The following is a 16,679-nucleotide window of genomic DNA, read 5'->3' as shown; positions in this document are numbered from 1 at the left end:
CCGCGGGCGGGAGAAGGTGGCGCGCAGCGCCGGATGAGGGCAGCACCGTCAATTCACACGCGGCCATACACACGTTCTACCGCCAGCCGGAAAACGCTGAAGCAGCGTCCCCGCGCTAGTCCGGCAACCAGGCCGCTCGCCAGCTGTCCAGATGGCTGCCGCTCAACATCCAGTCGCGTCTCACTGCCTCGCGCAAGGCCGCACCCTTGGCGCGCGCCGCGTCCAGGTCGGCCAGATGTTCGCGGATCGCGCCGATCCAGTCGCGATAACGGTTCTTCACCAGGGTCACCGGCAGGGTGCCCTGATAGCAGCGCACGTCGCTGGCGATCACCGGATAGCCGCAGGCACCGTACTCCAGCAGGCGCAGATTGCTCTTGCACTCGTTGAACAGGTTCTGCTCCACCGGCGCCAGCGCCAGATCCAGATCCAGCGCCGCCAGCGCCGCAGGGTACTGATCGATCGGCACGCCCGGCTGGAACTGGTGGATGTGCTGGCGCAGTGCGAACGGGTACATCCCCATGAACACCCATTCCACCTCGCCGGCGAGCTCCTTCACCACGTCGGCAATCAGCTCCAGGTCGCCGGTATGGCTGGCGCCGCCAGCCCAGCCAATCCGCGGCTTGCCACCCTGGCGTTCGGCCCGCGCGGGCAGATGTTCCCACCAATGTGGCGGCAAGCGGTTTTCCGCCACGCGAATATCGCTATGCAGCCCGGCAAACGCCTCGGCCAGGGCAGGTGTGGAGACCACGAAGCGGTCCACCATGCCCAGCCCGCGTCGCACGGTCTTGAGAATGTCCTTGGGCATCTGCGCGCGATGGGCATTCTTCAGCGGCAGGTTGGGCAGGTAATCGTCCAGCTCGTAGACCTTGAACGCGCGCGACAGCGCCTTCATTCGCCGCATCGCCTCCAGCCGCGCCTCGCCCACCTGGCGTTGCAGGATCACTACGTCGGGATCCTGACGCGCCAGTTCGGCAATCTCCAGGTAGCCGTTGAACAGCACGCCTTCGGCCAGGCCGGCCTCGCGCAGGGCGCGCAGCGGCTGGATCACCCGATAGTGTCCGCAGCCTTCGATATCGGCCGGCAGTGCGATCACGCTCGGCAGCGGCCGCCACGATTGCAACGGCCGCCAGCTGGCGCGCGGGTCGGCCAGTTGGAAGCCTGCGTCGGGATCCAGCGAGAAGCCCGGGTTGTAGGCCGGGTCGTTGGCCATCACCGGAAGCCAACGCGCGTACATCGCTTCTTCGTCCAGCGCAGTGGCGGGCATCTGCTCCGGTGGATCGATCAACAGCTGCGCCCGCGCCGCGAACACATTCAGGTAGCCGGCCTGGTGCAGGCGCAGGCACAGGTCGACATCGCTCCACTGCGCCAGTGCCGGCTCCAGCGCAAAACCGCCTGCGTCGATAAACAGCTGGCGCGGCAGCATCAGGCATTCGCCGCTCAAGGCGGTGTAGTTCTGGTCCAGCTGCAGGCGCTGCAGATAACCGGATTCGTCGAACGCATGGCCTTCGAACGCGCGCGCCGCCGGTGCCCCCAGGCCCAGCAGCAGACCGGCGTGATGCACGGTGCCGTCGCCGCGCAGCAATTTGCCGGCAACCGCGCCCACCTCCGGCCGCAGCGCATGATTGAGCAGCTGCTCCAGCCAATCGGCCTTCATCACCGCAGCGCCGGCCGACAGCCACAGCAACATATCCCCACGTGCATGCTCGGCGGCGGCATTGCAGACCGCTTCGCGCGCAGGCTCGGCAGCAACGCGCAGCACGCGGATCTGCTGCAGGCCCAGCGCATCGATGCCAGCCAACCAATCGCGCAGGTCCGGGGCGGTGCTGTCGCGGTCCAGCAGCAGCACCTCGTAATGCGGGTAGGCGGTGTTGGCCAGGATGCTTTCCAGGCAGCGCTGCACCTGCGGCAACCGGCCATCGACCAGCACCAGGATGCTGACCAGCGGCTGCTGAGCATGCTGGTAATCCACCGCATGCCGACCAGGGCCGGCGCTGTGCACGCGTGCATCCGCATACCCGCGCGCGGCCAGGTGGCGGGCGATGGCACGTTGCTCGTCCGCATCGGTTTGCAGTGTCTGGGCTGCGGCCACCAACAATGGCTCGGCGATGTGCTGCACACAGGCCAGGCCGTAACGCTCGACCAGGCCAAGCTGATAGCCGAGTTCGAAGGCCTGCCCAAGGCCTGCCGGAAAACCGCCGTCGGCCACCAGACTGCTACGGCGGAACAGCCAGTGCCGCGACAGTGTGGACGGCGCGCTCAGCAGCACATCCAGATACAGCGCCGGCCGCAACGCCAGCCCAAGCTGCGCGGTGTCCAGCGCAACCACTTCATCCGCATAGACAGCCTGGCACTGCTCGGGCAGCCCGATCATGCCCAGCGCCAGCATCGTCAGGCCGCTGACGGTAAAGAGGCTGCCGGCATCCACCAGCAGCACCCAATCGACATCCTGCTGCCCTGCGATGGCCTGGTTGAGTGCGGCCACCAGACCCGCATCGCCAATCAGCACGCCATGCTCGCCGCGGGCGGCCACCTGGTGCGGTGCACTGCTGACCACCCAGGTCTGCCGATTGCGAAAGCAGGCCACCGCATCGATGCTGGCCAGGGTTGCGGCCACTGCTGCGGCATCCCCGTCGCGGTCGATCAGCATCACCGCAATGCGCGGCCCGCCGGCATGCGCCTGTAGGCGCGCATCGATCAACGCGCGCTGCACCTGGCTCGGATGGCGCACGCCCAGCCAAGTGGCCGGCGACACCTGTTCGGCCATGCCGGCGCTGCGCATCAGCGCATTGACCAGATCCACCGACTTGAACACGCGCGCCTTGTGCGGGCTGAGCGGGGCGACCCGCACCTGGCGGTTGTCGCCGGTCTCGCGTCGCCAGCCGAGCTGGCGGATGCCCTGGCGCAGGTCTTCGTGGCCCTGGTCGCCGACCCCGACCTGATCGCGGCCGGCCTGGCTGAACTGCGCGCTGGACACCCGGAAGTGCGTGAGCGGCCTGGCCAGAAACGCCAGGTTGCCATGGCGCAGCAGCTTGACGTAGATCGCCAGATCGCCGACCCAATCGATGGCCTTACCGTTCAATTCCATCAGCTGGTTGCCCAACGCCAGCAGATCGGCGCGCCGGCACAGTACGCAGCTGGGCTCGCCGATAAAGTTGATGGCGTGGTCGGACAGGAACGACACCAGCTCCGGCCCATCGATCAGCACGTCTTCGTCGAACGGAAAGCTGGTGGCCAGGATATCCGGCAACGGTGCGCCATCGTCGTCGATCCGCAACCGCCGCGAGGACGCCATTGCCGTGCCCGGATTATGTTCGATCGCTTCCACCAGCTGCGCGACGCAATCCGGCTGCAGCACGTCATCGTCGTGCAGGAGCTTGACGTATTCGCCCTGTGCTAAGCCAATCCCCTTGATCGTGCTGAGGCGCTCGCCAAGCCTTGGCGTGTTGGGGTGGTAGCGGATCGGAAAGGGCGCACCGGCCAGCCGCGTTGCCACCACTGCCTCAATCGCGCCATCCGCATTGTCGTCGCAGATCACCAGCTCTAACGCTGTGTAGGTCTGCGCCAGCACGCTGTCCAACGCCTGCGCAAAGTAGCGCGGCTTGTAGGTCGGCATGACGATGCTGACCAGGGCAAGAGAACTCAAGGGCGGTCGTCCGAGTTGATCATTCAAGAGTTATCCGATGCTAGACGCGATGCCGGCGCGAATCGGTCCGATCATGCCGGAAGGCGGCGAGTATCGAATTGGCCGAGAACCATTGCAATATGCATGCCGCTCGTAACTTGATGCGTCGCCATCGGGAGCGATGGCGGCGATGGCATTGTGAGCAGGCCCTTATAAGTCGTGAATTTTCCTTGGTTTACTCCGCCCAGGGCGGTGGTGCGGCACCGGCCACAGGCGATGCATACAGAACGAGGTCGTAGTAGTGGCCGGGAGAGTGCTGGCGTAGGCGGAAGTGGTAGCCATCCACCAATTTGTCCAGCTGTTCCACGATATCCAGCAAATCCTGGGCGTAGTGGTAGACACAAATCGCCATGCGGGGGCGCTGGGTACGGATGAGGTGGGAGGCGCCTTCCAGTGCCCTGGCTTCAAATCCTTCGATGTCCAACTTCAGGAACGTCAGCTTTTCTAATTCGTCGTCCAGGCGCGTGGTAGCCACGGAGATTCCGCCATGGGACGATACATGGCTGGAGACGGTGCCGGTCTCCTCGAAGCGCAGCGTCGCATGTTCGTTGGAGATGGCTTTTCTGATGGCCTTGAAATTGTGCGGGGGAAGGGGGAGGGCGCTCGCGATGCCCTGCAGTTTCTGAAAGTTGATGCCATCGGGTTCGAAGGCGGTGATGCTTTCGTAGCGATAGCGGGATGCTTCTAGAAACTTGCGGACGATAGGGCCCTGGAAGGCGCCGCCATCACAGAAATGTTCACGCTGCCCTAGCTGGAATGTGCTGCTATCGGCGTATTCCGAAAAGTACTCGTTGATCGGCGTCGCCCAGCAGTCCAACAGAAGGCTGGAGTCGTAGGTTAGGCGGAACAACAGGTTGCTGTAGAGCGTAAAAACGCTTAAATCGTCGTCAAGTCGATCCGCAAGACGCAAGAATTCATCCAGGCGGAGAAGCGTCCGCTGACGGTAGACCTGGGCAGGCTCGTATACGGCGACCAGCCCACAGTGCGCAACGGCCAGGCAGGCATCCACCCTTTCGATGCCTGCTTGTTCGCAGAGTTTGTGGGCCACGCCCGATTCTCCCGGGCTGTAAGAAAAATCGATGGCCAAGGCCTGGGGATGCTGGGTCGCTTGTTCGATGAACTGGCGCGAACTCCAACGCGGCACCCCATGAACGGTGTCGCTGTCGCCTGGCTGGTCATCAACGGCAGCAATGACATGGCTGCTGGGGTGCTGGACGATCATTGGGCCATAAATGTTGCCAATGCCCGAGCGCGGTTGGAGCAGGAACAGGGAGCGCTGCTCGAAATGTGTGATCAACGGATCTAGGGAAGGCGCAACGCTGAGTCGCTCGATGCCCACGCTTGTGCAAAGGTCATGGGCAAATGCCCGCCCGCGTGGACTGCAAGAGAAGTCGATAGCGATCGCATCGGCATACTGCCCCGCCTTGGCAAGAAACTCCTGACTACTCCAGCGCGGCGCGCCGTGAATGCGGTCCAGGTGGATGCTTTGGTCATCAATTGCGGCAACAACATGGTGCAGTTCGGAAACGACCCTGGGACCATGCACCATGCCTGCATAGGACTCGGGGGCGACGAGGAATACAGGGCGGTTTGCAATCGCGGGTAGGCGTGAAACGACACCGTCAAGTACAGGGCGCTCCTGCTCCGCAATACTTAGAATCCGCTGGCGAAGCTGCTCATTTCTGGAGTTCATGAACGTCTGTCCCGTAGGTATGAATGAGGGTGTCGTAGCGGGCGTCGAAATAGATCTTGGCAGGGAAGTTATCGCAGTAGACATGCGGCCAGCCAAGTTCAGAGCTGCGTCCCGCCGTGACGCCCCCGCGTACGACGGCGCCGGTCAGCTGGAAGGAGAGTGTCATCTTCGCGGATCGGTGCCAGCAATGGCAGCCGCGAGCGCTTAGCGTAAGTGCCGGCGTAGATCGTCCCAGTCCAGCAGGTCCGTGGCCACGCCGCGCGCGGCCAGTAGGTCTGAGTACTGCTGTAAATCGTAGGACAACGCTGACCGCAGCGAGTCGAACTTCGGTGCGTCGAAGTCGGGCTTCTGCTCATCGAAGGACAGGTCGCGGCTGGTGAAGCCAAACTTTACTTCATCCGTCTCAGGTTCCTCGCCGACCAGCCTCGACAGAAACTTTACACGGTTCGCCTCTTCCTTCAGCTTATTGAGTGAGACGAGGATCAGGTCTTCCGGACGGTACCGATCGAGGAAGCTCCTAATGCCGGCGTAATAGAAGCTCGCCATCAGGACAGACATGAAGGGGAAGCTCCGCCGAGTCATCAGGAATGCCGTTTCGTAATCCAGCCGGCCTGCGAAGTCTCCTTGGCGGAGTCTATCAATCTCTGCATCGAAATGACGCTCGACGTAACCAGAGGAAACCCGAGGAAACACGCGCACTTGAAGGTCCTTCTCTTCCTGGTAGGGAGTGGACGCGGTGATCTTTGGCAACAGCGTCCCACCCCGGGCCGTGGTGGTTCCAGAGGCTTTCAAGTAACTGTTGGAAAGCGTCAGCGCCTCGCTGTCCTGGAGAGCGTTGATCTTATTCATGCGGTAGGAACTCCAGGTCCGCTCGAAGGAATTGCGCAGGCATAGCACGATTCGGGTGTTATGTTCGGGCAGCCGAGAGATCGCATAGGGACTGATGGCGTAGCCGGAGCTGGCATCCAGCCACGGCAGTTGTGCCGGTGCGAGCAGTGACGGCGGCGTGCCGGCCCGTTTTTGGTCAGCCAGCCGGCCAGGGTCGTGGTCCCGCATTTCGCCATGCCGGCGAGGAATATGTAGTTGGTTTTCATTGTGCGACAGGCGTGCGGCCCGGCTCCTCTATTACTGTCCGTAAACTAAGATGGGTTCGTCATAGCGGGTGTCGTACACCGTGCGGCTGGGCAGGTCATGGTCATACAGGCGTGGCCAGCCCAATTCGCAGTGGCGGCCGATGCGGACGCCAGAGCTGACTACCGCTCCCATACGCAGGATGGCGTGCGTGCCGATCTCGATGCTGTGGCCGATGCTTACGCCGATGTCGCACCAGCATGAGGGGCGCAGATGCACACCAGCGCCGATCTTGACCCCGCTATGCAGCACGGTGTTGTAGTCGATACGACTGCCCGCGCCGATCACCACACCGTCACCGATGAAGCAGTTGCGGCCGATCACCGCATCGGCAGCGACCACGGCCGAAGTGCTGACGAAAGGCTCCAGGCGAAAACCGCGCGCCATCGCCAGCTGCATCAGCTCCATGCGCTTGAAGTTGCCGAAGCGTTCGTCGAACGCCACGAACATGGCTCCTTCGGTCGGATTCAGTCCATCCAGTACGCCAAGATCGAACTCGTGTTCCGAGTCTTGTGGAACCTCGATCCTGATGACCGTCTCGTCCTGACGCGATTGCTTCCAGGCATGGAAGGCCAGGTCGAGGTATTCGCTGCCGCCGATGATCCACCTAGATTTCATGTTCGGTTTCCATCAGCTGCGTGTACCAGCGTTCGACCAGGCGATTCATGGATTCATAGGCACCCTGGGTGGGCAGAGGCGCGTCTGTGTGCAATGCCGCTTGCACCCGCTCCATGATGTCCACGTCTTCGCCCACCACCACCTTGCTGCCGTGCATTTGTGCCAGGAGTACTTGGCTGGAAGAACCGTAAGGCTGTTTCCTGCGTGCGCTAAACCAATAGATTTCCAGGTCGGTCCGGTCCGGTGCGACGGGGATGTGGTGTTCCAGCGTGAAGGAATAGCCGCCGTTGGAGCTGGCGATATGCATGTTCGGGAACGCCAACCAGTTGAAGTAGGCATCCTGCGTACCCCAGCGTTCCACTTTATCGTGCCAGCCGAAGTGCTTGAGGTTGGGGATGGCGGCTTCCGGGCCACCGAAACTGAAGCGGCGCATTTCGCGCCTTAAGGCTGCGGGCGAGCTGTCTTGCAACGCTTCCGTGGACTCCTTGGCTTGTTCTTCGTTTACCTCGGCAAAAAAGCTGACGCTCTTGGCCAAGGTCTTGGGGTGGACGAAGCGCGGGTGATTGCCATCCCGCAGATTTTCGTAAGCGAGTTTCCAGTTGTACCGGCCATGCCATGTGGTCACCATGACCTCGGTGTCATAGGCGTTGGAACTACTTTCCAGCAAGGCGATGAAGTCTTCGGAAAACTGCTCCTCGATTGGCATTGGGTTGGGATCGAGGTTGACGAACAGCAGGTTGCCGATGGGGCGCAGTGAGAATTCGCGCAGCTTCAAGTTATCCTTTTCACTACTGCTAAGGCGATAAATCGCATCGCAGTCCGGGATGTTCTTTACTCGGCCTTGTTCGTCGTAACTCCAGGCGTGGTAGGGGCACACCAAAGGCCGGCAACCGATAGCTCCGGTTTGAATCAGTGCACTGCGGTGGAGGCAAATGTTTTCGAACGCACGGATTTGGCCGTGGAAGTTCTGGATTACCACGGGAATGCCCGCAATCTTGCGGGTGATGAAGCAGTTGTTTTCCCGCAGCAGTGTCCTGAGCCCTGCAAACAACCAAACCCGACGGAAGATCTTGCGCTGCTCGCGCTCAAAGATCTCCGGTGACAGGTAGTACCTGGGGTGCATTCGCGAGCGCATAAGTCACTGCCTTGTCAATCGTGTTGGCTGTTATATGTCATGGTCGTCCGCCGTTGAGAATATGTGCGCCTTGAGGCATCAAGACATCATAAAAGCAGCGGTCCGGCAGGGCAGCCGGCAACATGCTAGGCAACAGCCACTCGCAATGGCGGCCGATCTTGGCCTTGGCTGGCGCAATGCAGCCCCGGCCCAGGGTGCTGCTTTGTCCGATCTCCACGTCGTGGCCGAGAAGGACACCGGCCTGCAAAGTGACGCAAGCACCCAGGCGCACGTTCTGCTCGACGATTACCTGCCGGTCCAGCCAGCTACCGGGGCCGATAGTGGCGCCAGCGGCCAAATTGCAGCCGGGGCCGATATACACATTGCCCATTAGACGCACGGCGGTATCGACATGGGCATGCGGCGATACAAGATTGATCGTGCGATAGCCGGCCAGGCGCACGTCGGCGAGCAACTTGTGCCGCGCATGGTTGACTGCGCGTTCGTCGAGCGCGACGAAGACCTCGGTGGCACTGACGATGTGGAGCGCCAGTAGCTCGCCTAGATCGAAGTTGTAGTGGTCAGTGGAGGTCAGTTCGAGGCTGGAATGGACAAGCTCGCAGTCCTGCGCAGTAAGTTGCGCCTGCTCTAGCGCAGCGCCTTCGCCCAGCAAGACCAGCGACTTCATGCGGGCTCCCCCAGCACGTTGGCGCGATACCACAGATGCTGCCGTACCAGCTGGGTTTCGTAATCGCCGTGCATGAATCGCCGGGAATGAGCGCCAAAACCTGCCTGCATGCGTTCCAGCACTGCAGTGTCCTCGGCAATGACTTGATGCTCGATGCGAATCAGCGCGCTCAACAAGGCGGTAAAGTCCGTGCGTTCGCTATTGCGGCGTGCGGTCATCACCCACAAATGGTAGTCGGTTTCGTAAGCGGACACCGGATCGTACTGTTGCAGTACGAAGCTGTCGCCACGCACGCTATAGAAGTTCACATTCGGGTATATGAACCAGTTGTAGAAGGCTGATTCCTCGCGGTAGCGATCGCAAAGCGAGCTATACCAATTCTCATCTGGCGTGATCGACGCTTTTGCGGGGAAGCTCAGTTCGCTCACGGCAGGGCGCATATACGATTGCAGAAGCTCCTGTACGTGAGACGGAACGTTAGCTGGACGCTCAACGTTAGCGGAAGGCTTAGGCGCGTCCGTCATCAGCGGGTTGAACGTCTTGGGGTGGATGAACGGGATATGGTTGTAGTCCTTCACGTTCTCCATGTTCAACTTCCAGTTGTAGTGCACGCGGTGGCAGCTGTAGATGATCTGCGAATCCAGGTGCATCGATGCTGTGCGGACGTCTTGCAGGAACTCGGGCGAGAACTGCTCGTGCAGCGGCAACGGATCGTCCGAGAAGTTCACGAACAGCAACTGGCCGACCTGTTCCAGATGGAACTGGGTCAGGCAGATACCGGCTTTTTCTTCGGCACTGAACTGGTACAGCCCGGAATTGGGCAGTCCGCGCAGCTCGCCTTCCGCGCCGAACGACCAGGCGTGGTAAGGGCAGACCAGCGGGCGCTTGCCGTGGCGTTCGATCTGGATCGCCGACTGCCGATGCGGGCACTGATTGAGGAAGGCGCGGATACCTGCGTCGGTGCGCTGGACCAATACCGGGACGCCGGCCACCTGGCGCGCAAAGAACTGGTTGCGTTCGCGCACCATTGAGGAAAAGCCGACGAAATTCCACAGCTTGCCGAACAACCGCTGCTGTTCCAGGCGCAGGCTGTGCTCGGTGATGTAGTGCTCGGCATCGAGTGCGTGGCGGGTCATTGTGCGGGGCCCTGCTACTTGCTGAAGATGGTGCGTGCGGGATTGCCGGCCACCGTGACGTTTGGCGGGACATCCTTGATCACCACGCTGCCGGCGCCGATCAAAGCGCCATCGCCCACCGCGATCCCTGGCAGTAAGGTCGCATGCGGATGGATCGTCACGTCGTTGCCGATGCGCACGCCGCCACCGATGAACACGAAGTTGCCGATCTGCACGTAGTCACCGATGGTGACATCGTGACCGACGATGGTGGTGGCCAGGATGGTGACAAACTCGCCGATGCGGCTGTCGGCGCCGATGGACACGCCGACTTCGAATAGACTGCCGCGTCCGATCGGCGTGGGTGATGCTTCGCGCAGGCGCGGCCGCAATATCATGAAGTGGGCGCCACGCTCGATCAGCGGGCGAGTGTAGCGACGGCGTGCGGCAGGATCGCCCAGCGCGCAGACGAAGTGATCGTTCTCGACGATTTGGTAGCTGTCTGGATCTCCGAGAATCGGCCATCGCGTCGTAGTGCCGAGCTCGCTGCGGCTATCCAAAAATCCCTTGATCTCCCAATCGGTTCCGTACTCGGGATCGTCGTGATAGGCCATGGCTGCCACACCCTTGCCAAAGCCGCCGGCGCCGATGATCAACACCTGATAGCGTGGTCGAGTGCTCATGCGAATTCCACGCCGCCATCCATACTGAAAGCCTGGCCGGTCACTTTGCTACTGGCGTCCGAGAGAAAATACAGACAGGCCAGCGCCACGTCGTTTGGGTCGCCGATGCCCAGCGGATAGCGCTTGCGGCTTTCCTCGAACCAGGCCTTGTCCTTATTGATCAACGAGGTCTCGACCAGGCCCGGGCAAAGCGCATTGGCGCGAATCTTCCGCCGTGCCAGTTCCAGTGCCAATGGGCGCAAGGTACCGATCAGGGCGGCTTTCGAGCCTGCGTAAGGGCCGACGCCGACGGTGCCGGTGAGCGCGGCGATGGATGAAATGAACAGCACCGAGCCGCCGGGGCGCAGCGACTGCCGCGCCAGCAGATGCCGTGTCAGCATCACCGGTGCCATGTAGTTGATGTCCATCACCTCGCGCAGAAATTTGTCGCTGACCAGCTTCATCGGCGAAAGCCCGCGAATGCCAGCGCTGTGTACCACTCCGTCGACCGGCCCGCAGTCAGCAGCGAGCTGTTGCACGGCAGCCGCATCGCTCAGGTCGCCAGCAAAAAGGCGGTGCCCATCGCCCGGCAACGCGGCGAGCGTGGCTTGCAGGCGTTGCTCGTCGCGCCCTGCAATCAGCAGCTGCGCGCCCGCATTTGCACAGGCCTGCGCTACCGCCTCACCGATGCCCTTAGAGGCGCCAGTGACCAGCACAGTCTTGCCGTGCAATCCATACAAGTCGCGCAGCAACGCTGAGATAGTATCTGGAGCGGGCATAGGGATTTCCAGACTCATAAGCGGATCGGCAGTGAGATGCCGCCATCGATGGTCAACGTGCTCCGGGTGATCCACCGGCTGGCAGTTGAGAGCAGGTAGGCCACACCCTTGGCGACGTCATCTGGATCGATGCGGCCCAGCGGCGTCAGTGCGATCTTGTCGTCCATGTCGGCGGCCGTGCCCAGTTTTTTCAGCATGGGTGTGTCGACATAGCCAGGCGCCACGCAATTGGCGCGCAAGCCATGCTTGGCCTGTTCCAATGCCAGCGTGCGCACTGCCGCCTCGAGTGCGGCTTTGGACGCGGCATATCCTGCTGCAGCCTGGGGCGCCGCACGTGCAGAGAGTGCGGTCACATAGACCAGCGACGCGGAGCCGCGTAAACGCTTCTTGGCAAGCAACTGCTGGGTCAGGCTGACCGGCGCCAGATAATTCACCGACAGCATTTGCTGCAGGTGTTTTTCTGCGGCCATCCGAAACGGCACCAAGGCGGCAAGGCCTGCACACGATGCCAGCCCGTCATAGCCCGGCGCCGCATCCACCAGCCGCTTGCGGGTCGCTTCTTCGGTGAGGTCACCTGCTAGCACATTGTGACCGCTGCCGTGCAATGCCGAGGCCACGGCAGTCAAGCGCGCTTCGTCGCGTCCGGTCAGTACCAAGGTCGCGCCGAGCCGGGCGCACAGTGCCGCGACCGCTGCTCCGATGCCCGAGGAGGCACCGGTCACCAAAATGGTTTTGTCTTGCAGCCCGAATGTGTCCGTGCTCACAGCCGTCATGCTCACGACTCGATCAAATCAGGAAACACCGCACCCTTGATATCCACCAGGCAGGTGCCCCACGACAGCCCGATGCCGAAGCCGCACAGCAACACGCGTTTGGGCCCGGATTCGAGTTCCTTGTTGATCCGCGCAGTCATGGTCACCGGCAGCGAGGCGCCGCTGGTATTGCCGAAGTCGCGCAGCGTAGAGGGAACTTTTTCCACCGGCAGACCGAGCTTCTTACGGATGGTTTCGTTGATCATGCGGTTGGCTTGGTGGAACACGAAATAATCGATCTCATCCTTGGAAACGCCGGTGTAGTCCAGCATTTTCTGCACTGCGGGCGGGATGCGCTGGGTTGAGAAGCTCAGCACGGCCACGCCGTCGAGCTGCAGATCCACACCGCGCTTCCACGGGCCATCTGCTTCCTCGCGGTAGGGCACAAGGTGCTGTATGCCGACCGGTTCACGGTGCCCGCCCACGGGCAGGATGATCGCCTTGTAGCCGCTGCCATCGCTGTTGAGGTCGAAATACATCGGTGGCGCGTCGGCGCTGAACTCCAGCGCGGTGGCGGTGCCGGAGTCGGAGAAGATCGGGTCTTCCAGGTTGGCGCTGCGGTCGCCGACCAGCAGCAGGCCCTTCTTGACGCCGCCGGCGGCGATCATCGAGCCGAGCAGGTTGATGCCGAACGGGTAGGCCGAGCAGCCCAGGTTTACATCGAACGCGACCGTGGCGTGCGACAGCCCAAGTCTGTCCTGCAGGATGATGGCGGTGGCGGGGATCGGGTAATCCGGCGACTGCGTCACCACGATCAGCGCATCGATCTCCTCGCGCTTCCACTGCAGTTTTTCCAGCAGTACCTCAGTCGCATCGAAAGCCAGGTCGGAAAAGCACTGCCACTCCGACGCCATGCGGCGCGTCTCGATGCCGATGTTGCGCACCAGGCGCTCGCGCTCGGAGCGGATCTGCGGCCGGCAGTCGGTGAGATTGGACACGACCCGCTTCGGCACGCAGGTCGCCATGCCGGCAAAGCGGACATTGTGCAGCGTGGAGGTCGGCATGGTGCTTACGCCTCGGTCAGTTTGTAGAGATCGCCGACGGTGACGGCGGCAGTGAGATCTTCGCCGGTGATGGTCTTGCTGTATTCCATGTCGAACATGACGATCACGCCCAACGCTGCCAGCGAGTCCCACTCCGGCAATTCCAGTAGTACGGTGTCCAGTGTGACCTCCACCGGCTCCTGGAAGTCGGTGGCGGAGAGGAAGTTCTCGATAAATGTTGCCTGGGTCATGCGAGCTCGCCTGGTTGCCTGTTGAAGAGATGGGAGTCTGAAATGCAGGTGCAGCGTGGTGCGATCATGTTGCCTGTGCGCCGGCGATCAGGTCGGCAATGGTATCGACCTGTTCGCTGGTCAAACCGGGAAAGATCGGCAGGCACAATACTTGGGCGGCCACCGAGCGCGCTACCGGCAGCCGCGCCGGTGCCGACGAGGGCAGGGCGCGATACATCGGGAAGTCGCTGATCAACGGATAGAAATACCGTCGTGCCAGGATGCCGTGCTCGCGCATCAATTGGTACAGCGCATCGCGCGCCAGCGGGTAGTCGTCCCGCACCAGGATCGGAAAATACGCATGATTGGCGCTGGAATGCTGCGGTGCTGCGACGCAGCGGATGCCACGCACCTCGCTCAATCGTTGCCGGTATTGCGCGTCGATGGCGCGGCGCTGCGCAATGGCTTCGTCGATATGCTTGAGCTGCAACAGGCCGAATGCCGCGCTGATTTCGTTCATTTTGCCGTTGATGCCCGGTGCCACCACCGTGGTTTCGTCGACGAAGCCGAAATTCTTCAGATGCCCGATGCGTTGGTAGGTTCTTTCGTCCGGGCACACGATGGCGCCGCCCTCGAAGGTGTTGAATACCTTGGTGGCATGAAAGCTCAACACGCTCAGGTCGCCGTGGCGCAGGATCGATCCGCCGGCATCGCGCACGCCAAACGCATGCGCTGCGTCGTAGATCACCTTGAGGTTGTAGATGTCGGCGATGCGGGTGATGGCAGTGGTATCGCACGCGGTGCCATAGCAATGCACCGGCATGATCGCGGTGGTCTGCGGGGTGATGGCCGCCTCGATCTTGGACGGGTCCATGTTGAGCGTCACCGGGTCGATATCCACGAATACCGGAGTGATGCTCTTCCACAGCAACGAGTGCGCCGTGGCCACGAAGGAGTAGGGGGTGGTGATGACTTCGCCGGTGATGCGCAGCGCCTGCAGGGCGGTGATCAACGCGGTAGTGCCGTTGGTCAGCAGGGCCAGATGCGGCACTCCCAGGTAGTCGCACAGCGCCTGCTCGAGCGCACGGTGCATCTCCCCCCCGTTGCTGACGGTGCGACTGGTCCAGATCCGTTCCAGGTACGGCAGAAAGTCTTCCAGCGGCGGCAGCAGCGGACTGGTGACGGGGATGGGCATCAATGCCTCGCTGGGACGGTGGATGTCGGGATTCCGCCGCAATCGGCGGTTGCGGACGGAGTGATCCTGTTGAAGCAAGCGCTATGCCAGCGGGCGCTGGCGGAGCGGTGGCCGGCTCAGTTCGCCAGCTCGGTCTGCTCGCGGTCGATGCCGTACTTGCGCAGCTTCTCCACCAGCGTGGTGCGGCGCAGGCCGAGTAACTGGGCTGCATGCGCAACCACCCCCTGGGTGCGTTCCAGCGCCTCGTTGATGAGGGCCAGCTCGATGTTGGCCATATGGCCACGCAGGTCGATGCCATCGTCGGGCAGGCTGGCAGCAGAGACCGGTTCGGCGTCGGCGGTCTTGGGTTGCAGCGTCACCACATTGCTAGGCAAGGCGTTGACGTCGGCAGGCGCCGCCACCAGGGCCGGCTCCGGCGGCAACTCGACCGGAATGGACGATGCGAAGTCGCCGCGATAGCGCGCCGGAAGGTCCTGTACGCGCACCAACCCACCCGGATGCAACACCGCCAGGCGCTCCACCAGGTTGGTCAGTTCGCGCACGTTGCCCGGCCAGTCGTAGCTGCGCAGCGCCTGCAGCGCCTCATCGGCAAAGCGCACTTCGCCGCGACCGGTACGCGCCAGCTGGCCGGCGATCGTCTGCACCAGGCTGGCCAGATCGTCGACGCGCTCGCGCAACGCCGGCATTTCGATCGGGAACACGTTGAGGCGATAGAACAGGTCCTCACGGAACTGCCCGTCGCTGATGCGGGTTTCCAGATTGCGGTGGGTGGCGGCGATCACGCGCACATTGCAGCGGATGGTCTGGCCGCCGCCAACACGCTCGAAACTGCGTTCCTGCAGCACGCGCAGCAACTTCACCTGCATCGGCAGGCTCATGTCGCCGATTTCGTCGAGCAGCAGGGTACCGCCCTCGGCCATTTCGAAGCGGCCCTTGCGGGTGGTCAGCGCACCGGTGAAGGCGCCTTTTTCGTGGCCGAACAGTTCGCTTTCCAGCAGGTCCGGCGGGATCGCGCCGCAGTTGATCGCCACGAACGGCCCATCACGGCGGGGCGAGTGCTGGTGGATGGCGCGCGCGACGACCTCCTTGCCGGTGCCCGATTCGCCCAGCACCAGCACCGTGGTGTCGAACGCTGCCACCTGGTCGATCAGCCGGCGCAGGCGGGTGACCGCCTCGCTGTTGCCGGTCGGCCCGGTGTCCTGTTGCACGCCGGCCTGGTGCTCGGCATCCAGGCGCTTGAGGCTTGCGCGGCGCAGCAGCGCTTCCAGCTGCGCGTGGCGCAGCGGCGTGTCCAGCGCCCAGACATTGGCTTCGTGCAGGCCATGGGTCTGCGCAAACGTGGTCGGGCTGCCTTCCATCAACAGCACCGGCGGCGGCAGCTTGGCATCGGCCAGCCAGTCGAAGAATTTGTCGGCCTGCGCGGCGTCCTGCGCCGAGCCCACCATCACCGCCATCCACTCATCGTGGCGGTGACGGCCAGGATTGATGTCGGCGCCGTCGGTGACCCAGCGGGGATTGAAGTCCATGAACTCGAGCAGCGAGACGGTGCGCTCGGCGCGCACGGCGTCACTGTCGATCAACAGAATGCGGGACTCACTCATTCCTGGCTCCTTCCGTCAGGCCCTCCAGGATTGGCATGACTTCCTGGATATAGGACAGCTTGCTGACAAAATTGTCAGCACCCGCGCGAAGAGCGTGTTCACGATGCTCGGCATCGTCGAAGTGGCTCGCGATGACAATATACGGCGGATCGTCCTGTGTCTTGATCAGACGCGTGGCCTGCAGGCCGCCCATCTCGGGCATGGCCAGATCCATCAACACGACATTGGGGCGCAGCGACTCAGAGCGCTCGATCGCTTCCAGTCCATTGGCGGCACTGCCCACGATGTTGAGCCACTCCACTTTGCGAAAATGACGCATCGCAGCGTTGATGAAGCCCTCGTGGTCGTCGACCAGCAGCACGGTGAGTTTGCTCAT

16 protein-coding genes are annotated in these 16,679 nt (G+C 62.4%); all 16 read right to left on the bottom strand.

What is annotated here, in order from left to right:
- Nucleotides 1-115: 115 nt before the first annotated feature.
- Complete coding sequence (locus FHY18_RS01390; protein WP_259152451.1) at nucleotides 116-3,613, bottom strand: glycosyltransferase; 3,498 nt, start codon at nucleotides 3,611-3,613, stop codon at nucleotides 116-118.
- Between the two features lie 244 nt (nucleotides 3,614-3,857).
- The gene (locus FHY18_RS01385) at nucleotides 3,858-5,375 is read right to left on the bottom strand and encodes an FkbM family methyltransferase (RefSeq protein WP_259150147.1); all 1,518 of its coding nucleotides are present in this window, start codon (nucleotides 5,373-5,375) and stop codon (nucleotides 3,858-3,860) included.
- A complete protein-coding gene (locus tag FHY18_RS01380; RefSeq protein ID WP_259152569.1) occupies nucleotides 5,359-5,541 on the bottom strand; it encodes a hypothetical protein in 183 nt (60 codons plus the stop codon). The genes FHY18_RS01385 and FHY18_RS01380 overlap by 17 nt, the downstream gene beginning before the upstream one ends.
- 38 nt (nucleotides 5,542-5,579) lie before the next feature.
- Nucleotides 5,580-6,431 (bottom strand): hypothetical protein, encoded by an 852-nt coding sequence (locus tag FHY18_RS01375; protein WP_259150145.1) that lies wholly within the window; start codon nucleotides 6,429-6,431, stop codon nucleotides 5,580-5,582.
- 69 nt (nucleotides 6,432-6,500) lie between these two features.
- Nucleotides 6,501-7,124, bottom strand: coding sequence for a UDP-3-O-(3-hydroxymyristoyl)glucosamine N-acyltransferase (locus FHY18_RS01370; protein ID WP_259150143.1), 624 nt, complete (start codon nucleotides 7,122-7,124; stop codon nucleotides 6,501-6,503).
- Nucleotides 7,114-8,259, bottom strand: coding sequence for a Rieske 2Fe-2S domain-containing protein (locus FHY18_RS01365; protein ID WP_259150141.1), 1,146 nt, complete (start codon nucleotides 8,257-8,259; stop codon nucleotides 7,114-7,116). The genes FHY18_RS01370 and FHY18_RS01365 overlap by 11 nt, the downstream gene beginning before the upstream one ends.
- Before the next feature lie 37 nt (nucleotides 8,260-8,296).
- Nucleotides 8,297-8,926, bottom strand: coding sequence for an acetyltransferase (locus tag FHY18_RS01360; protein WP_259150139.1), 630 nt, complete (start codon nucleotides 8,924-8,926; stop codon nucleotides 8,297-8,299).
- Nucleotides 8,923-10,062 (bottom strand): aromatic ring-hydroxylating dioxygenase subunit alpha, encoded by a 1,140-nt coding sequence (locus tag FHY18_RS01355; protein WP_259150134.1) that lies wholly within the window; start codon nucleotides 10,060-10,062, stop codon nucleotides 8,923-8,925. The genes FHY18_RS01360 and FHY18_RS01355 overlap by 4 nt, the downstream gene beginning before the upstream one ends.
- Nucleotides 10,063-10,076: 14 nt before the next feature.
- A complete protein-coding gene (locus FHY18_RS01350; protein ID WP_259150130.1) occupies nucleotides 10,077-10,724 on the bottom strand; it encodes an acetyltransferase in 648 nt (215 codons plus the stop codon).
- A complete protein-coding gene (locus tag FHY18_RS01345; protein ID WP_276577129.1) occupies nucleotides 10,721-11,482 on the bottom strand; it encodes an SDR family oxidoreductase in 762 nt (253 codons plus the stop codon). Before FHY18_RS01345 ends, FHY18_RS01350 begins: the two co-directional genes overlap by 4 nt.
- A 14-nt stretch (nucleotides 11,483-11,496) precedes the next feature.
- A complete protein-coding gene (locus FHY18_RS01340) occupies nucleotides 11,497-12,255 on the bottom strand; it encodes an SDR family oxidoreductase (RefSeq protein WP_259150127.1) in 759 nt (252 codons plus the stop codon).
- Between the two features lie 2 nt (nucleotides 12,256-12,257).
- Nucleotides 12,258-13,298, bottom strand: coding sequence for a ketoacyl-ACP synthase III (locus FHY18_RS01335; protein ID WP_259150126.1), 1,041 nt, complete (start codon nucleotides 13,296-13,298; stop codon nucleotides 12,258-12,260).
- Between the two features lie 5 nt (nucleotides 13,299-13,303).
- Complete coding sequence (locus FHY18_RS01330; RefSeq protein ID WP_054319002.1) at nucleotides 13,304-13,528, bottom strand: acyl carrier protein; 225 nt, start codon at nucleotides 13,526-13,528, stop codon at nucleotides 13,304-13,306.
- A gap of 64 nt (nucleotides 13,529-13,592) precedes the next feature.
- Nucleotides 13,593-14,702, bottom strand: a complete 1,110-nt coding sequence (locus FHY18_RS01325; RefSeq protein ID WP_259150121.1) for a DegT/DnrJ/EryC1/StrS family aminotransferase — start codon at nucleotides 14,700-14,702, stop codon at nucleotides 13,593-13,595.
- A gap of 116 nt (nucleotides 14,703-14,818) precedes the next feature.
- Nucleotides 14,819-16,303: a sigma-54 dependent transcriptional regulator gene (locus FHY18_RS01320; RefSeq protein ID WP_259150119.1), complete on the bottom strand. Its 1,485-nt coding sequence runs from the start codon at nucleotides 16,301-16,303 to the stop codon at nucleotides 14,819-14,821.
- A complete protein-coding gene (locus tag FHY18_RS01315) occupies nucleotides 16,296-16,679 on the bottom strand; it encodes a response regulator transcription factor (protein WP_005997154.1) in 384 nt (127 codons plus the stop codon). Before FHY18_RS01315 ends, FHY18_RS01320 begins: the two co-directional genes overlap by 8 nt.

Source organism: Xanthomonas sp. 3793 (assembly GCF_024806835.1).
GTDB lineage: Bacteria > Pseudomonadota > Gammaproteobacteria > Xanthomonadales > Xanthomonadaceae > Xanthomonas > Xanthomonas arboricola_F.
The sequence above is the reverse complement of the archived record's forward strand: the minus strand, read 5'-3'. Positions and strand labels throughout refer to the sequence as shown.

What these genes read in the sequence shown, in the direction of transcription:
- FHY18_RS01335 (WP_259150126.1), bottom strand. Translation starts at nt 13,298, where the DNA reads ATGCCGACCTCCACGCTGCACAATGTCCGCTTTGCCGGCATGGCGACC.
- FHY18_RS01365 (WP_259150141.1), bottom strand. Translation starts at nt 8,259, where the DNA reads ATGCGCTCGCGAATGCACCCCAGGTACTACCTGTCACCGGAGATCTTT.
- FHY18_RS01330 (WP_054319002.1), bottom strand. Translation starts at nt 13,528, where the DNA reads ATGACCCAGGCAACATTTATCGAGAACTTCCTCTCCGCCACCGACTTC.
- FHY18_RS01315 (WP_005997154.1), bottom strand. Translation starts at nt 16,679, where the DNA reads ATGAGCAAACTCACCGTGCTGCTGGTCGACGACCACGAGGGCTTCATC.
- FHY18_RS01320 (WP_259150119.1), bottom strand. Translation starts at nt 16,303, where the DNA reads ATGAGTGAGTCCCGCATTCTGTTGATCGACAGTGACGCCGTGCGCGCC.
- FHY18_RS01370 (WP_259150143.1), bottom strand. Translation starts at nt 7,124, where the DNA reads ATGAAATCTAGGTGGATCATCGGCGGCAGCGAATACCTCGACCTGGCC.
- FHY18_RS01360 (WP_259150139.1), bottom strand. Translation starts at nt 8,926, where the DNA reads ATGAAGTCGCTGGTCTTGCTGGGCGAAGGCGCTGCGCTAGAGCAGGCG.
- FHY18_RS01385 (WP_259150147.1), bottom strand. Translation starts at nt 5,375, where the DNA reads ATGAACTCCAGAAATGAGCAGCTTCGCCAGCGGATTCTAAGTATTGCG.
- FHY18_RS01380 (WP_259152569.1), bottom strand. Translation starts at nt 5,541, where the DNA reads ATGACACTCTCCTTCCAGCTGACCGGCGCCGTCGTACGCGGGGGCGTC.
- FHY18_RS01340 (WP_259150127.1), bottom strand. Translation starts at nt 12,255, where the DNA reads ATGACGGCTGTGAGCACGGACACATTCGGGCTGCAAGACAAAACCATT.
- FHY18_RS01345 (WP_276577129.1), bottom strand. Translation starts at nt 11,482, where the DNA reads ATGCCCGCTCCAGATACTATCTCAGCGTTGCTGCGCGACTTGTATGGA.
- FHY18_RS01375 (WP_259150145.1), bottom strand. Translation starts at nt 6,431, where the DNA reads ATGCGGGACCACGACCCTGGCCGGCTGGCTGACCAAAAACGGGCCGGC.
- FHY18_RS01355 (WP_259150134.1), bottom strand. Translation starts at nt 10,062, where the DNA reads ATGACCCGCCACGCACTCGATGCCGAGCACTACATCACCGAGCACAGC.
- FHY18_RS01325 (WP_259150121.1), bottom strand. Translation starts at nt 14,702, where the DNA reads ATGCCCATCCCCGTCACCAGTCCGCTGCTGCCGCCGCTGGAAGACTTT.
- FHY18_RS01350 (WP_259150130.1), bottom strand. Translation starts at nt 10,724, where the DNA reads ATGAGCACTCGACCACGCTATCAGGTGTTGATCATCGGCGCCGGCGGC.
- FHY18_RS01390 (WP_259152451.1), bottom strand. Translation starts at nt 3,613, where the DNA reads ATGCCGACCTACAAGCCGCGCTACTTTGCGCAGGCGTTGGACAGCGTG.